Source organism: Duganella radicis (assembly GCF_009720825.1).
In the GTDB taxonomy this organism is placed as follows: domain Bacteria; phylum Pseudomonadota; class Gammaproteobacteria; order Burkholderiales; family Burkholderiaceae_D; genus Rugamonas; species Rugamonas radicis.
Genome location: NZ_WNKY01000002.1, coordinates 81,354 through 94,606, shown reverse-complemented (window position 1 = coordinate 94,606; position 13,253 = coordinate 81,354). Strand labels below are relative to the sequence as shown.

Below are 13,253 nucleotides of genomic sequence, written 5' to 3'. Positions count from 1 at the left end.
AATGAGCATCGATCAAAAACGCGCGGCGCGCCGTCACACTCTGGGCCTGCTGTTTGCGGCGGGCGTGATGGCGGCCACCAGCAGTGGCCAGGCGCAGGCAAAGCAGGAGGTGCGCATCGGTTATCAGAAGTACGGCACGCTGACGCTGTTGAAGGGCCGCGGCACGCTGGAGCAGCGTCTCGCCGCCCGCAACATCACGGTCAAGTGGACCGAGTTCCCGGCCGGTCCGCAACTGCTGGAGGGCCTGAACGTGGGCAGCGTGGACTTCGGCACGGTGGGCGAAGCGCCGCCTATCTTTGCGCAGGCGGCCGGCGCCAATCTGGTTTATGTCGGCAATGAGCCGCCGTCGCCGGGCAGCGAGGCGATCGTCGTGCCCAAGGATTCCAAACTGCGCGGCGTGGCGGACTTGAAGGGCAAGAAGGTGGCGCTGAACAAGGGCTCCAATGTGCACTACCTGTTGGTCAAGGCGCTGGAAAAAGCCGGCGTGGCCTACAAGGATATCGAAGTACTGTACCTGACGCCGGCCGACGCGCGCGCGGCGTTTGAGCGCGGCAGCGTGGATGCGTGGGTGATCTGGGACCCGTTCCTGGCCGCCGCGGAGAAGCAGTTGAGCGCGCGCGTGCTGGCCGACGGCAAAGGGCTGGTGGCGAACCACCAGTTCTACCTGGCCGCGCGTTCGTATGCGGAGAAGAACGGCGACATTATTCGCATCGTGCTGGAGGAAATCGCCAAGGTGGACGAGTGGGGCGCGAAGAATCCGAAGGAAGTCGCGCAAATCCTGTCGGCACAAACGGGGCTCGATGTGGACGTGGTGGCGCTGGCCGCCTCGCGCTATTCCTACGGCGTCAAGCCGATCACCGGCGAAGTGCTGGCGCAGCAGCAGAAGCTGGCCGACGCCTTCTCCAACCTGAAATTGATCCCGAAACCGATCGCGGTCAAGGATGCGCAATAAGGAACAACGATGTCTCTGAATGTATTCTGGTTTATTCCGACCCACGGTGACAGCCGCTATCTCGGCACCTCCAAAGGCTCGCGTCCTATCGACGCCAACTATCTGAAGCAGGTGGCGGTGGCCGCCGACACGCTGGGCTACGACGGCGTGCTGCTGCCGACCGGCCGCTCCTGCGAAGATGCGTGGGTGGTGGCGTCGTCGCTGATCCACGTCACGCAGAAACTGAAATTCCTGGTGGCGATCCGCCCGGGCCTGACCACGCCGGGTCTCGCCGTGCGCATGGCCTCGACTTTCGACCGCCTGTCCAATGGCCGTCTGCTGATCAACGTCGTCACCGGTGGCGATCAGGGCGAACTGGAAGCGGATGGCCTGTTCGCCGATCACGCCAGGCGCTACGAAATCTCGGATGAATTCATCCGCGTGTGGCGCGCCTCGCTGGCCGGCGAGGGCGGCGACAAGGGCTACGACTTTGAAGGCAAACATATCACGGTGAAGGGCGCCAAAACGCTGTACCCGCCGGTGCAGAAGCCTTACCCACCGCTGTACTTCGGCGGTTCGTCGGAGCCGGCGCATGAACTGGCGGCCGAGCAGATGGACGTGTACCTGACCTGGGGCGAACCGCCGGCCGCCGTGGCGGCAAAGCTGGACGACATCCGCGCGCGCGCCGCCAGACATGGCCGCACCGTCAAATTCGGCATTCGCCTGCACGTCATCGTGCGCGAAACGAATGAGGAAGCATGGCGCGCCGCCGATGAGCTGATCAGCCATCTGGACGATGAAACCATCGCCAAGGCGCAGGCGGCGTTCCAGAAAATGGATTCGGTAGGACAGCAACGAATGGCAGCTTTGCACGGCGGCCGCCGTGACAAGCTCGAAGTATCGCCCAACCTCTGGGCCGGCGTGGGACTGGTGCGTGGTGGTGCCGGGACCGCGCTGGTGGGCGACCCCGAAACGGTGGCGGCGCGCATCCGCGAGTATCAGGAACTCGGCATCGAGACCTTCATTTTCTCGGGCTACCCGCATCTGGAAGAGTCGTACCGCTTTGCGGAGCTGGTGTTCCCGCTGCTGGGCAAGGGCAAGGACCATGGCGAGCAATCGCTGACCGGCCCCTTCGGCGAGATCATGGCCAGCGACATCATCCCCAAGAAGAAGGCGGCGTAGATGAAGAAGAAGCAAAGCGCATGGACGCCGTGGGTGCTGCCGGTGCTGCTGATCGCGGTGTGGCAGGTGTCGTCGCAACTGGGCTGGCTGTCCAGCCGCATCCTGCCGGAGCCGTGGGCGGTGGCCAAGGCCTTCTGGTCACTGGCGGAATCGGGCGAACTGTGGACGCATTTGCGTACCAGCTTGTGGCGCGCGGCCAGCGGCTTCGCCATCGGCGCGGGCCTGGGTCTGGCGCTCGGCCTGCTGACCGGCAGTTTCCGCGGCGCCGAAACGCTGCTCGACACCACGCTGCAAATGATCCGCAACATCCCGGCGCTGGCCCTGATTCCTTTGGTGATCCTGTGGTTCGGCATCGATGAAACGGCCAAGCTGTTTCTGTTGGCGGTGGGCGTGTTCTTCCCTGTGTACCTGAACACCTTCCACGGCATTCGCTCGGCCGACCAGGGCCTGATCGAGATGGCGCGCAGTTACGGCTTGTCCGGTTGGCCGCTGTACCGCGATGTGATCCTGCCGGCGGCGCTGCCGTCGATACTGGTCGGCGTGCGTTTTTCGCTCGGCCTGGTGTGGGTGTTGCTGATCGTGGCGGAAACCATTTCCGCCCAAGCCGGCATCGGCTACATGACCATGAACGCCCGCGAATTCCTGCAAACCGACGTGGTGCTGGTCGGGATTCTGTTGTATGCCTTGCTGGGCAAGCTGGCTGATTTGGTTTCGCGCGGAATGGAGAAGCACTTCCTGCGCTGGAATCCCGCATACCGTTAAGGAGAACGCATGTTTATATCCACCGCTTTATTCGATACCAGCGTGTTCCCGCGCGAGGGCGCGGCGTGGTCGTCGTCGTCGCCGCCGCGCCGCCAGGGCGTGTCGCTGGCGCTGGACAAGGTAAGCAAGTCATTCGGCTCGCGCCAGGTGCTCAAGGATGTGCAACTGGAGCTGGCGCCGGGCGAGTTCGTGGCCATCGTCGGCCGTAGCGGCTGCGGCAAGAGCACCTTGCTGCGCGCGATCGCGGGCCTGGAAACGGCGGAGCAGGGCAGCATCGCGGTGGGCAAGAACGGCATCGCGGCCAGCATCCGCATCATGTTCCAGGAGGCGCGCCTGCTGCCGTGGAAGACGGTGTTGGAGAATGTGGCGATCGGCCTGCCGCGCTCCCTGAACGCGGCGGCGGCCACGCTGGCCACGGTGGGGCTGGCGGAACGCGCCAACGATTGGCCTTCGGAGCTGTCGGGCGGCCAGCGTCAGCGCGTGGCCCTGGCGCGCGCGCTGCTGCACGAGCCGCAGTTGCTGCTGCTGGATGAACCGCTGGGCGCACTGGATGCGCTGACCCGCATCGAGATGCAGCAGTTGATCGAATCCCTGTGGCTGTCGCGCGGCTTCACCGCCGTGCTGGTGACGCACGACGTGCAGGAAGCGATCGCGCTGGCCGACCGCGTGGTGCTGATCGAAGAGGGCCGCATCACGCTGGACCTGAAGGTCGAGCTGCCGCGCCCGCGCGCGCGCGGCAACGCCGCCTTCGCGGCGCTGGAGCAGCGCCTGCTGAGCCGCATCCTCAACCAGACTGCCGCCACCGACGCCGCCATCGCGGCCTGATGCACTACCCGGCCACTTCCCCGGCCGGGTAATCCCCTCACACGCCTTAAGACAGATACCGTTTGTTGATCGCTCCGTTATCATAACGGCATGCGGTAATGATCGATTTTATCGATAGTAAAGCGGTAAATTTTTCGTTTTACAACTTTAGATGTCGCGAGCATAATCGTCCTCACTCGAACAATCTTGTTCCCTACATTAGGAGTTTCTAAATGAAAAAAATCGTTGCCCTGTTGATCGCCGCCGGTGTGTCCCTGTCCGCTTTTGCCGCTCCTGAGAGCTTCTCGTCGGACGCCAACCACACCTTCTCCAGCTTCAGCTACAGCCACTTCGGCTATTCGACCCAGCAAAGCCGCTTCAACAACACCACCGCCAAAGTGACGCTGGACCGCGCCGCCAAGACCGGTTCCGTGGAAGCGACCATCGATGCCAAATCGGTCGACACCGGCTCCAAGCTGTTCGATGGCCACATCCAGGGCGAAGATTTCCTCGACACCGCCAAGTTCCCAACCATCACCTACAAGTCGACCAAGGTCAACTTCAAAGGCGACGTGCCATCGACGGTTGAAGGCAACCTGACCATCAAGGGCGTGACCAAGCCTGTGACCCTGACCGTCACCCACTTCCAGTGCATGGACCACCCGATGATGAAGAAACTGGCCTGCGGCGCCAACGCCACCGCCACCATCAAGCGTAGCGAATTCAACGCCGGCAAATACGCGCCGCACGTGAGCGACGACGTGACCCTGACCTTCGCCATCGAAGCGCTGAAAGACTAATTCACGGGAACTGAGCTCGCCTCAATTCTCTGACACGCTGCCGGCGCGGCATTGATCGCCGCGCCGGTTTTTATTTTTCTGGAGTAGTTATGAAATTGAAGCAGCTCGCATTCGCGGCGGCCGCCGCCTGCGCGTTCCACGCGCACGCCACCGACCTCATCATCATCAACGGCAAGGTCGCCACCATGACCAAAGAGGGCGCTTTCGCGCAAGCCCTCGCCATCAAGGACGGCAAGATCGACGCCGTGGGCAGCAACGCCCAGATCCTCAAACGCAAGACCGCCGGCACCCAGGTCATCGACGCCGCCGGCAAGACCGTGATCCCCGGCCTCAATGACTCGCACCTGCACATCATCCGCGAAGGCCTCAACTACAACGCCGAGCTGCGCTGGGATGGCGTGACCTCGCTCAAGCAAGCCTTGCAGATGCTGAAGGAGCAGGCCGCGCGTACGCCGGAGGGCGGCTGGGTCAAGGTCGTGGGCGGCTGGAACGAATACCAGTTTGAAGAAAAGCGCCTGCCGACGCTGGAAGAAATCAATGCAGCGGTGCCGGACAAGCCGGTATTCCTGCTGTATCTGTACGGCCTCGGCTTCCTGAACAAGAAGGGTATCGAGACCCTCGGCTACAACGCCGACACCAGGTTCAAGGATGGCGTGGTGGAGCTAGGCGCGGACGGCAAGCCGACCGGCAAGCTGATCGCCAAGCCCAATGCCATGATCCTGTACACCACGCTGGCCAAGACCGGCGCGCTGCCGCGCGAGCAGCAGCTGAACTCGACCCAGCAGTATTACACCGAATTGAACCGCCTCGGCCTGACCAGCGCGATTGACGCCGGTGGCGGCGGCCAGGCGTATCCGGACGATTACGCGGTCAGCCTGGAGCTGGCGAAAAACGGCAAGCTGACGGTGCGCACCTCCTACTACCTGTTCGCGCAAAAGCCGGGCAAGGAGTTGGAAGACTACCAGCGCTGGCTGACCCAGACCCATCCGGACAAGAACGATCACCTGTTCTACGCCAACGGCTATAACACCGAGGGCGGCGGCGAGAATCTGGTGTGGAGCGCGGCCGACTTTGAAAACTTCCTGGAGCCGCGTCCCGACATGCCGTCGCACATGGAAAGCGAGCTGGAGCCTGTGTTGCGCCTGCTGATCAAGAACCGCTGGCCGTTCCGCATCCACGCCACCTATGACGAAAGCATCGACCGCGATCTGGCGGTGATCGAAAAAGTGAACAAGGACACGCCGCTGAATGGCCTGCGCTGGTTCTTTGACCACGCCGAGACCATCAGCGACAAGCAGCTGGCGCGCGTGAAGGCGCTGGGCGGCGGCATCGCGGTGCAGGACCGCATGTACTTCCAGGGTGAGCTGTACTGGAAGCAGTACGGCGCCCAAACGCGCCAGATGCCACCGATCCGGAAGATGCTGGCGATGAAGATCCCGGTCGGCCTCGGCACCGACGGCACGCGCGTGTCAAGCTACGGCCCGTGGCCGTCGATCTACTGGGCGGTGACCGGCAAGACCGCCGGCGGTCTGAAGATCTGGCAGGACAAGGATGTGCTGAGCCGCTATCAGGCCTTGAAGCTGATGACCCAGGGCAGCGCCTGGATGAGTGGCGAGGAAAAGCTGAAAGGCACGCTGGCCAAGGGCCAGTACGCCGACGTGGTGATCCTGCCGCAGGACTACTTCACCATGGACGTGGAGAAGATCAAGAACCTCGAATCCAGCCTGACCATCGTCAACGGCAAGGTGGTGTACGCGGCGCCGGAGTACCAGCAATACGCGCCGGCCAGGCTGGAGGTGCAGCCGGACTGGAGCCCCGTCAAATACTACGGCGGCTACCAGAACAAGTAATCACCCCGGCAGGAACCAGCCGATCAGCGCGCCCGCGGCCAGCAGCCACAACAGGTGGATGCGGGTGCGCCAGATCAGCAGGCCGGCCACGGCGGAGATCAGCCACAGCGGCCAATCGGTCGCGGGTTTGTCGTTGCTGGCGGCCAGGATCACGCCCACCGACACCATCAGGCCCACCACCACCGGCGCCATGCCTTGCTTGAACGCGCGCACGCCCAGCAACTCGCGGTTGCGGTGGCCCCAGCGCGCGGCCATGTAGGTCAGGGTGGTGGCCGGCGCCAGGATGCCCAGCATGGTCACCGCCACGCCCGCCAGCGCCATGGTGTAGCTGCCCGCGTTCAGGCCGACGTTCCAGCCCATCAGCGCCACGAACAGCACGTTCGGACCCGGCGCCGCCTGCGCGATGGCGATCGAATTATTGAATTGTTCCTGCGTCAGCCAGTGCTGTTCCACCACCAGGTAGCGGTGCATCTCGGTGGTGGTGGAGATGGCGCCGCCGATCGACATCAGCGACAGCATCATGTAGTGGCCGAACAAGCTCAGCCAGTCGCTGAAAGTCAGCACGATGTGGAGCGGCGCCTCGTTCATGTCGCTCCTTTCAGCTTGCGCCAGGTCAGCGCGCACGCCACGCCGCCGACGATCAGCAGGGTGTAGCCCAGCGGCAGGCGCAGCACCAGCACGCACACCACGCACAGCGCCGCGATCAGCGTGGTCAGCCAGCGCGGCAGCGGATGCGAGCGCAGGGCCGAGGCCAGCTTGAGGCCGGTCGCGGCGATCATGCCGGCCGCCACCGCCGCCATGCCGCGCAGCGCGCCGGCCACGCCCGGATGGCTGCCGTACTGGGCGTACAACAAGGCCAGGCCCAGCACCACCAGCAGCGGCACGCACAGCATGCCGGCCAGCGCGGTCAGGGCGCCGCGCAGGCCGAAGTAGCGGTCGCCCACCATCAGCGACAGGTTGACCACGTTCGGTCCTGGCATGATTTGCGCGACCGCCCAGTCTTCGATGAATTCCTCCGGCGTCAGCCACTTTTTGCGCTCCACCAGCTCGCGCTGGACCACGGCCAGCACGCCGCCGAAGCCTTGCAGGGCAAGAATGGTGAACGATATAAACAGATCCAGCAGGGAGGCCGGGCGGGGGCGGGCAGTATCGGGCGTCATGCCCTCATTATAATTGCGAAATGATAGGAGGCTGACATTGACTTTCTCCTACCGTCGACCATACTCCTTGAGCGCATCACCGATCGGGCGGCAGCCCTCATTTTCACCAAGGATCATGATGAACGTCACGCTAGTCTCCAGCCTGGAATCCGCACCGCCCACCATGCTGTTTCAGCAGCGCCACGACACCGAATGCAGCGCCGTGGTCGAACGCGGCATCACTGTGCAATCCAGTTTCAACACCGTATGCGCGATCGAATACCTGAAGTCGCACAACGTCGACCCGAAAGTGATCGAACGCGTGCTATTACGGCCCGATCAGCGCCGAAAAGCGCCGCATTGACCGACGCTGAGCAGGTTTACTTATGCACAAATCATGTTGACAAGAATTTTTTTGAAAAGTCTTCTTGTCACAATCGGTAAGATTTTAAGCTATTGATTTTAAAGGATATTATTTTTGCCTGTTGGATGGGCAATTTATAGCAAACCGCGCCGTTACAGGCTGTATCCATTGTCAATGGGGTGCTGTCCACATAGATATCCACAGCTCCTGTGGATATCGCCGTCAGAGCGGCTTTTTCAGCGCTTGCAGCACGCTGCCGACGACGATGGCGCCGCCGCCGTCGCCGCTGGCGGTGATGCGCAGGCGGACTTCCTGGCCGTCGCGCCGCCAGGTGCTGATCACATCGGTCCAGGCTTCGCCATCCTTGAGCGCTTGCAGGGCATCGGCCAGCTGGTCCTGCGGGTAGGGCGAGGGATGCAGCAGGCGCGGATCGGCGCCCACCAGTTCCTCGCGGCTGAACTGGAACACCGCGCAGCATTTGTCGTTGACGCTGGCGATGCGGCCGCGCTCATCGAGCGTCAGCAGCACGGCGTGCTGGTCGACCGCAGCCAGCAGCCGGCGCGCCGCGTCCAGTTCCACTTGCAGGGCCTGGGTGTGGCGGTGCGCCTCCTCCAGCCCGGCGTAGGCGCGCAGCGACGAGATCACGGTGGTGAACAGCTTGCGGGTGGTGAGGTCGGTCTTGCACCAGAAATCGTTGATGTCGTAATCAAGGATGATGCTGTGCTCCAGCGCCTGGCCGGGCTGGCCGGTGCGCAGCACAATCCGCACCAGCTGATTGTGCAACTGGTCGCGGATCTGGCGCGCCACGTGCAGGCCGGCGTCGCTGGTTTCCATGATGACGTCCAGCAGCACCAGCGCGATGTCGGGGGTGTTACGCAGCACGTTAAGCGCTTCCTCGCCGCTGTAGGCGTGCAGGAAGCTCAGGCGGCGGCCCTGGAAGCAGGCATTGCTGAGAGAGAACTTGGTGACCACGTGGACGTCGACATCGTCGTCCACGATCAGCACCCGCCATGGCGGCGGCGTGGCGACCGGGGCGGCTGCTGCGGCACCGGGACGCGGCTGGCCGGCGGGCGCCTCGTCTTCTATCATCCAATCGGTATCGTCGTCGTTCTGATTCATGCATCCAGTCCCAGGTAAGTCGAGCAGGCCGATCTCCAGAGTGACACTATTCCTCGCCAGCACTTTTGTCAAAGGATTCGCAGTGCGGCGAAACAACGGTGCTGGTGCTACCCAGTTATGCACATAAAATTATTTTTCAAGAAGCGAAAAGCCCACCGGACGGTGGCTTTTCCGTTTTTGTAAGTGCTTGATTTTTCGAGGGAAAAAATCTGCCTGTGGATTAGGCAATTTGTTGTTTCGCCCGTCGTTAAAGGCGTTCTCGGCTGTCAAGTGGGGCTTATTCACACCCTTATCCACAGTTGATGTGGATATCTGAAAAAACCACTTTAGATACGCTGACTTACCCCTTTTTGCTGAGAAAACGCCTGCGCTATGTCTTGGGACAGGTGACGGCTCATCAGGATCAGGAATACCACCAGCGCGTGCAGCGCCAACGCGAAGGTGATGGCAACGCTGGCCTGGGCGCCGGCCAGCGCCGGGTAAGCCAGCAGGGCCAGCGCCGGAGACAGGCCGTAGCGGTCGGACTTCAGCAGCTGTCTGGCGTCCAGTCTGGCCCAGGCGATGACGCCGATGCCAAAGAAGGCCCAGCCTGCGGTCTGGAAATCGAGGACGCCCAGCGCGAAGGCGCTCAGCAGGGCGAGGGTGCTCAGGGGCAGGGGCAGGCGTTTCATGATGGTGATCTCGATAGGCTGTGGAACTGGACTCAGATTAACGTCGTCCTGATCATTGGTAAATTTTATTGTTGCTATTTGATTGATAGGTTTTTACATGTTGCGTTTTAGTCTATGATGCAGGCATGCGTACGCTTTCCCTTTTCCTTTGCCTGTTCGCCTGGCTGAACGGCGCCTGGGCGCTCGACCACGAGGTGGCGCTCAGTGATTACCACCACGATATCTGGACCGGCAAAGATGGCGCACCCGGCGAAATCGCCGCCATGGCGCAGACCGCCGACGGCTGGCTGTGGATCGGCAGCAGCAATGGCCTGTACCGCTTTGACGGCGTGCGTTTCCGCCGCTTCGAGGCGCTGGGCGGCGAAGCGCTGCCGCGCCGCCCGATCACCGCGCTGACGGCGCTGCGCCATGGCGATTTGCTGATTGGCTATATCTACGGCGGCGTCAGCGTGCTGAGCAAGGGGCATCTGCGCCATGCGCCATCGACCCTCGGCAAGTTGCTGGTCGGGCCGGTGATCAGCACCGTGCGCGACGAGGATGGCGTGCTGTGGGCCTCCACCAATAATGGTTTGCTGCAATTGAAAAACGGCGCCTGGGAACATGTCGGCCCGACGCTGGGCGTGCCGGCCGGGCGCACCTCCAACCTGATCCTGGACCAGTACGAGCAAATCTGGCTGGCGGCCGGCGAGCAGCTGCTGGTCTTGCCGCGCGGCGCGCAGCGTTTCCGCACGGTGTTGAGCGGCTACAGCACGGTCAACCTGAGCGCCTCGCCGGACGGCCGGCTGTGGCTGGACACGCATGACAAGCTGGTGCCGGTGCCGCCGCAGCATGCCGGGCCGGCGCGGCCGCGCGCCAGTTGGCAGGCTCAGGCCGAGGGCCAGGAGAGCGGCTTGTTCGACCGCGACGGCAATTACTGGACGCTGGCCTGTCCCGGCGTCTGCCGCAGCGACGGTATCGGCTTGCAGGCCTCGGCGGTCCACACGCCCACCGTCACGCCCAGCAGCAAGCTGGACCAGCCTTGGCAAGTCAGCAGCCTGACCGGCAACGTACTTTTCGAGGACCGCGACGGCAGCATCTGGATCGGCACCCAGGCCGGCGTCGAGCGCTTCCGCAACAATCGCCTGACGCAGGCGCGGCTCAACGGCGGCGAGCGCATGTTCAGTTTTGCGCGCGACGCCGATGGCCACGTGCTGGCCTGGGCCCGGCCAACCGGCGAGCTGTGGCAGCTGCGCGCCGATGGGCCGGCCCGGGTGGTCGAGCGCCTGCCGGCGGGCCAGTTCGGCGTGCTGGCCAATGGCGCCGATGGCGCGCTGCTGCTGGCCGGCACCGACCACATCGAGCGCCGCCGTGGCGGCCAGGTGGAGCGCATCGCCTATCCACCCGAGCCGGACGGCAAGCCCGGATCGGTGCGCGCCACCCGCATACTCGACGATGGCCGCGACCTGTGGATCACCATCGGCGGGCGCGGCACCTTCCGCCTGCATGAAGGCAAGTGGCAAACCCAGCCCGAGCTGGGCCTGCCGCCCGGTATCTTCTTTGTCGCCCCCGGCGCGCCCGGCGCCATCTGGGCCGGCTATAACGATGGCGTGGTGCTGCACTTCGACAATGGCCGCGTCACGCGCTATGCCGCCCGGGGCGAGCATGAAATCGGCGCCATCACCTATCTGCATGGCGGCAAAGAGGTGATCGCCGCCGGCAACGTCGGGCTGGCGGTGCTGCGCGACGGCCAGTTCCAGCGCCTCAACGCGGCCGACCCGGACGTGCTGGCGCGCGTGTCCGGCATGCTGGTCACGGCCAATGGCGACCACTGGTTTAATGGCGGCAAGGGCGTGGTGCACGTGCGCGCGGCCGACTGGCAGGCCGCGCTGGCGGCGCCGCGGCAAGCGCTCAACTATGTGCTGTACGGCGTGCTGGACGGCTATCCCGACTTTGCCGCCACCGCCATCCGTCTGCCGAGCGCGATGGCCGACGCCGATGGCCAATTGTGGTTTGCCGGTGTCAGCGGCATCGCCCGGCTCGACAGCACGCGCAATGATCCGCCGCCGCACCCGCCGCAAGTCAGGATCGAAACGCTGGTGGCGCAAGGCAAGCGCTACCTCGACTTCACGCGGCCGCTGACGCTGGCGGCCGGCACCACGTCCCTGCGCTTCGAATACACCGCGCTCAGCTACACCATGCCGGAAGGCCTGCGCTTCCGCTATCAACTGGAAGGCGTGGATGCCGGCTGGCAGGACACCGGCATGCGCCGCGCCGTCTCCTACACCAACCTGGGGCCGGGCGACTACCGCTTCCGCGTGGCGGCGGTCAACCAGTTCGGCCAGTGGAACCAGCAGGAGGAGGCGATCTCGCTGCGCATCCTGCCGACCTTCACCCAGACGCCGCTGTTCTACGCCCTGTGTGCGCTGGCGGTGGCCGGGCTGCTGTATTTGCTGTACTGGCTGTGGCTGCGGCAGGCCACCCTGCGCCTGACCACCCGCATGGCCGAGCGCGAACGCATCGCGCGCGCCCTGCACGACAGCTTCCTGCAAAGCGTGCATGGCCTGACGCTCAGCTTCCAGTCGGCGCTGGGCGGCCTGGCGAAGGATTCGGTGGCGCGCCAGAAGATCGAACGGGTGCTGCTGCTGGCGGACAAGGTGATGGAAGAGGGCCGCAACGAGGTGCTGGACCTGCGCTCGGGCGCCATGGGCGACGGCGATCTGGCGCACGGCCTGACGCTGGTGGGCGAGGTGCTGCAGGAAAGCCATCGCGCGGTATTCAGCCTGCACACCGAGGGTACGCCGCGCACGCTGGACGCGCAGGCCGCGTGCGAAAGCTACGCCATCGGCCGCGAGGCCATGATGAACGCCTTCCGTCACGCGGAAGCGGCCGGCGTGCAGGTCGGCTTGCGCTACGGCGATGACGCGTTCCGCCTGCAAGTGCTGGACGATGGCAAGGGTATCGATCCGGAGGTCGTGCGCAACGGCCGCGCCGGCCACTGGGGCGTGACCGGTCTGTTCGAGCGCGCCGCGCGTATCGGCGCCGAGCTGCTGATCGAGCCGCGCGAGCATGGCGGCACGCGCGTGCTGCTGACGGTGCCGGCGGCCTGCGCCTATGCCGGGCAGGCGCGCTGGAAACGTTACGTGCCACGCTGGTTCAGGCGTCGTTGATCAGGCGATCGCCGCCAGCAGCCTGCGCACGGCGCCATGCGCCATCACCAGTTCCGGGCCGTCGTGCAGCAGGGCGTTGTATTTGGCGCGAAATTCGGTGTCGCCTTCCTCGCACGGGCCGATCAGCATTTCCAGCGACTGGCGGAAAGCCTTGGCTTCCTCCAGCGTGACCGGTTCGGCGTCATCGAGCCGCTCGTCGAGCTGGGTCATCAGGCCGGACAGTTTTTGCAGCCAGGCGAAATGCGGGTGGTTGGTGATCAGTTGCAAATGCTCCAGCGGGCTGCCGACGGCGCCGAAATACTGGGTTTCCAGATGGATCAATTGTTTGTGCAGGTCGCGCAGGCCGCGCGCCAGTTCGGTGAGTTGTGTTTTCATGGGATGCATCTTAGCAGAGCCAGGGTAAGTAAAAAGCCTATATTAAGATGAGTAGTGTTCGCCGTGCGCGCACCCTATGATGGCGTTTCCTTTTACACCACATGGAACCC

At 64.0% G+C, this 13,253-nt stretch carries 13 protein-coding genes; 8 read left to right on the top strand and 5 right to left on the bottom strand.

Translation table 11 applies throughout. The features are described from left to right. The first annotated feature begins 1 nt into the window (after nucleotide 1). The 6 genes from GM676_RS03565 to GM676_RS03540 all read left to right on the top strand — a co-directional run bounded on the left by GM676_RS03565 (nucleotide 2) and on the right by GM676_RS03540 (nucleotide 6,329). The gene (locus GM676_RS03565; RefSeq protein ID WP_155462022.1) at nucleotides 2-952 is read left to right on the top strand and encodes a sulfonate ABC transporter substrate-binding protein; all 951 of its coding nucleotides are present in this window, start codon (nucleotides 2-4) and stop codon (nucleotides 950-952) included. A gap of 15 nt (nucleotides 953-967) precedes the next feature. Beyond that, nucleotides 968-2,113 carry an FMNH2-dependent alkanesulfonate monooxygenase gene (gene ssuD, locus GM676_RS03560; RefSeq protein ID WP_211923146.1) on the top strand — a complete coding sequence of 382 codons (1,146 nt, stop codon included), beginning with the start codon at nucleotides 968-970 and terminating at the stop codon, nucleotides 2,111-2,113. Then, nucleotides 2,114-2,875 carry an aliphatic sulfonate ABC transporter permease SsuC gene (gene ssuC / locus GM676_RS03555; RefSeq protein ID WP_155462020.1) on the top strand — a complete coding sequence of 254 codons (762 nt, stop codon included), beginning with the start codon at nucleotides 2,114-2,116 and terminating at the stop codon, nucleotides 2,873-2,875. Between the two features lie 9 nt (nucleotides 2,876-2,884). Then, nucleotides 2,885-3,700, top strand: coding sequence for an ATP-binding cassette domain-containing protein (locus GM676_RS03550; protein ID WP_155462019.1), 816 nt, complete (start codon nucleotides 2,885-2,887; stop codon nucleotides 3,698-3,700). Nucleotides 3,701-3,912: 212 nt separating this feature from the next. Further along, nucleotides 3,913-4,479, top strand: a complete 567-nt coding sequence (locus GM676_RS03545; protein ID WP_155462018.1) for a YceI family protein — start codon at nucleotides 3,913-3,915, stop codon at nucleotides 4,477-4,479. An 89-nt stretch (nucleotides 4,480-4,568) separates the two neighbouring features. Continuing rightward, nucleotides 4,569-6,329 (top strand): amidohydrolase, encoded by a 1,761-nt coding sequence (locus tag GM676_RS03540; protein ID WP_155462017.1) that lies wholly within the window; start codon nucleotides 4,569-4,571, stop codon nucleotides 6,327-6,329. Here GM676_RS03540 and GM676_RS03535 read toward each other — a convergent pair whose 3' ends face one another. Continuing rightward, nucleotides 6,330-6,917 carry a chromate transporter gene (locus GM676_RS03535; RefSeq protein WP_155462016.1) on the bottom strand — a complete coding sequence of 196 codons (588 nt, stop codon included), beginning with the start codon at nucleotides 6,915-6,917 and terminating at the stop codon, nucleotides 6,330-6,332. Continuing rightward, a complete protein-coding gene (locus GM676_RS03530; protein ID WP_155462015.1) occupies nucleotides 6,914-7,489 on the bottom strand; it encodes a chromate transporter in 576 nt (191 codons plus the stop codon). Before GM676_RS03530 ends, GM676_RS03535 begins: the two co-directional genes overlap by 4 nt. Nucleotides 7,490-7,607: 118 nt before the next feature. Between GM676_RS03530 and GM676_RS03525 the strand changes: the two genes are divergently transcribed. Continuing rightward, complete coding sequence (locus GM676_RS03525) at nucleotides 7,608-7,832, top strand: hypothetical protein (RefSeq protein WP_229262518.1); 225 nt, start codon at nucleotides 7,608-7,610, stop codon at nucleotides 7,830-7,832. Between the two features lie 222 nt (nucleotides 7,833-8,054). On the opposite strand, the gene GM676_RS03520 is transcribed toward GM676_RS03525, so the two are convergent. Both GM676_RS03520 and GM676_RS03515 read right to left on the bottom strand, forming a co-directional pair. Then, on the bottom strand, nucleotides 8,055-8,951 hold the full coding sequence (locus GM676_RS03520; protein ID WP_155462014.1) for a PAS domain-containing protein: 897 nt from the start codon (nucleotides 8,949-8,951) through the stop codon (nucleotides 8,055-8,057). A 326-nt stretch (nucleotides 8,952-9,277) separates the two neighbouring features. Next, nucleotides 9,278-9,622, bottom strand: a complete 345-nt coding sequence (locus GM676_RS03515; RefSeq protein ID WP_155462013.1) for a hypothetical protein — start codon at nucleotides 9,620-9,622, stop codon at nucleotides 9,278-9,280. A gap of 125 nt (nucleotides 9,623-9,747) precedes the next feature. Between GM676_RS03515 and GM676_RS03510 the strand changes: the two genes are divergently transcribed. After that, a complete protein-coding gene (locus GM676_RS03510) occupies nucleotides 9,748-12,768 on the top strand; it encodes a sensor histidine kinase (protein WP_155462012.1) in 3,021 nt (1,006 codons plus the stop codon). Here GM676_RS03510 and GM676_RS03505 read toward each other — a convergent pair whose 3' ends face one another. Next, the gene (locus GM676_RS03505) at nucleotides 12,769-13,143 is read right to left on the bottom strand and encodes a hypothetical protein (RefSeq protein ID WP_229262517.1); all 375 of its coding nucleotides are present in this window, start codon (nucleotides 13,141-13,143) and stop codon (nucleotides 12,769-12,771) included. Between the last annotated feature and the right edge of the window lie 110 nt (nucleotides 13,144-13,253).

Bases quoted from the DNA above. Each gene is read 5' to 3' on its own strand.
- GM676_RS03565 (WP_155462022.1), top strand. From the start codon at position 2: ATGAGCATCGATCAAAAACGCGCGGCGCGCCGTCACACTCTGGGCCTG.
- ssuC (WP_155462020.1), top strand. From the start codon at position 2,114: ATGAAGAAGAAGCAAAGCGCATGGACGCCGTGGGTGCTGCCGGTGCTG.
- GM676_RS03550 (WP_155462019.1), top strand. From the start codon at position 2,885: ATGTTTATATCCACCGCTTTATTCGATACCAGCGTGTTCCCGCGCGAG.
- GM676_RS03545 (WP_155462018.1), top strand. From the start codon at position 3,913: ATGAAAAAAATCGTTGCCCTGTTGATCGCCGCCGGTGTGTCCCTGTCC.
- GM676_RS03540 (WP_155462017.1), top strand. From the start codon at position 4,569: ATGAAATTGAAGCAGCTCGCATTCGCGGCGGCCGCCGCCTGCGCGTTC.
- GM676_RS03535 (WP_155462016.1), bottom strand. From the start codon at position 6,917: ATGAACGAGGCGCCGCTCCACATCGTGCTGACTTTCAGCGACTGGCTG.
- GM676_RS03530 (WP_155462015.1), bottom strand. From the start codon at position 7,489: ATGACGCCCGATACTGCCCGCCCCCGCCCGGCCTCCCTGCTGGATCTG.
- GM676_RS03525 (WP_229262518.1), top strand. From the start codon at position 7,608: ATGAACGTCACGCTAGTCTCCAGCCTGGAATCCGCACCGCCCACCATG.
- GM676_RS03520 (WP_155462014.1), bottom strand. From the start codon at position 8,951: ATGAATCAGAACGACGACGATACCGATTGGATGATAGAAGACGAGGCG.
- GM676_RS03515 (WP_155462013.1), bottom strand. From the start codon at position 9,622: ATGAAACGCCTGCCCCTGCCCCTGAGCACCCTCGCCCTGCTGAGCGCC.
- GM676_RS03510 (WP_155462012.1), top strand. From the start codon at position 9,748: ATGCGTACGCTTTCCCTTTTCCTTTGCCTGTTCGCCTGGCTGAACGGC.
- GM676_RS03505 (WP_229262517.1), bottom strand. From the start codon at position 13,143: ATGAAAACACAACTCACCGAACTGGCGCGCGGCCTGCGCGACCTGCAC.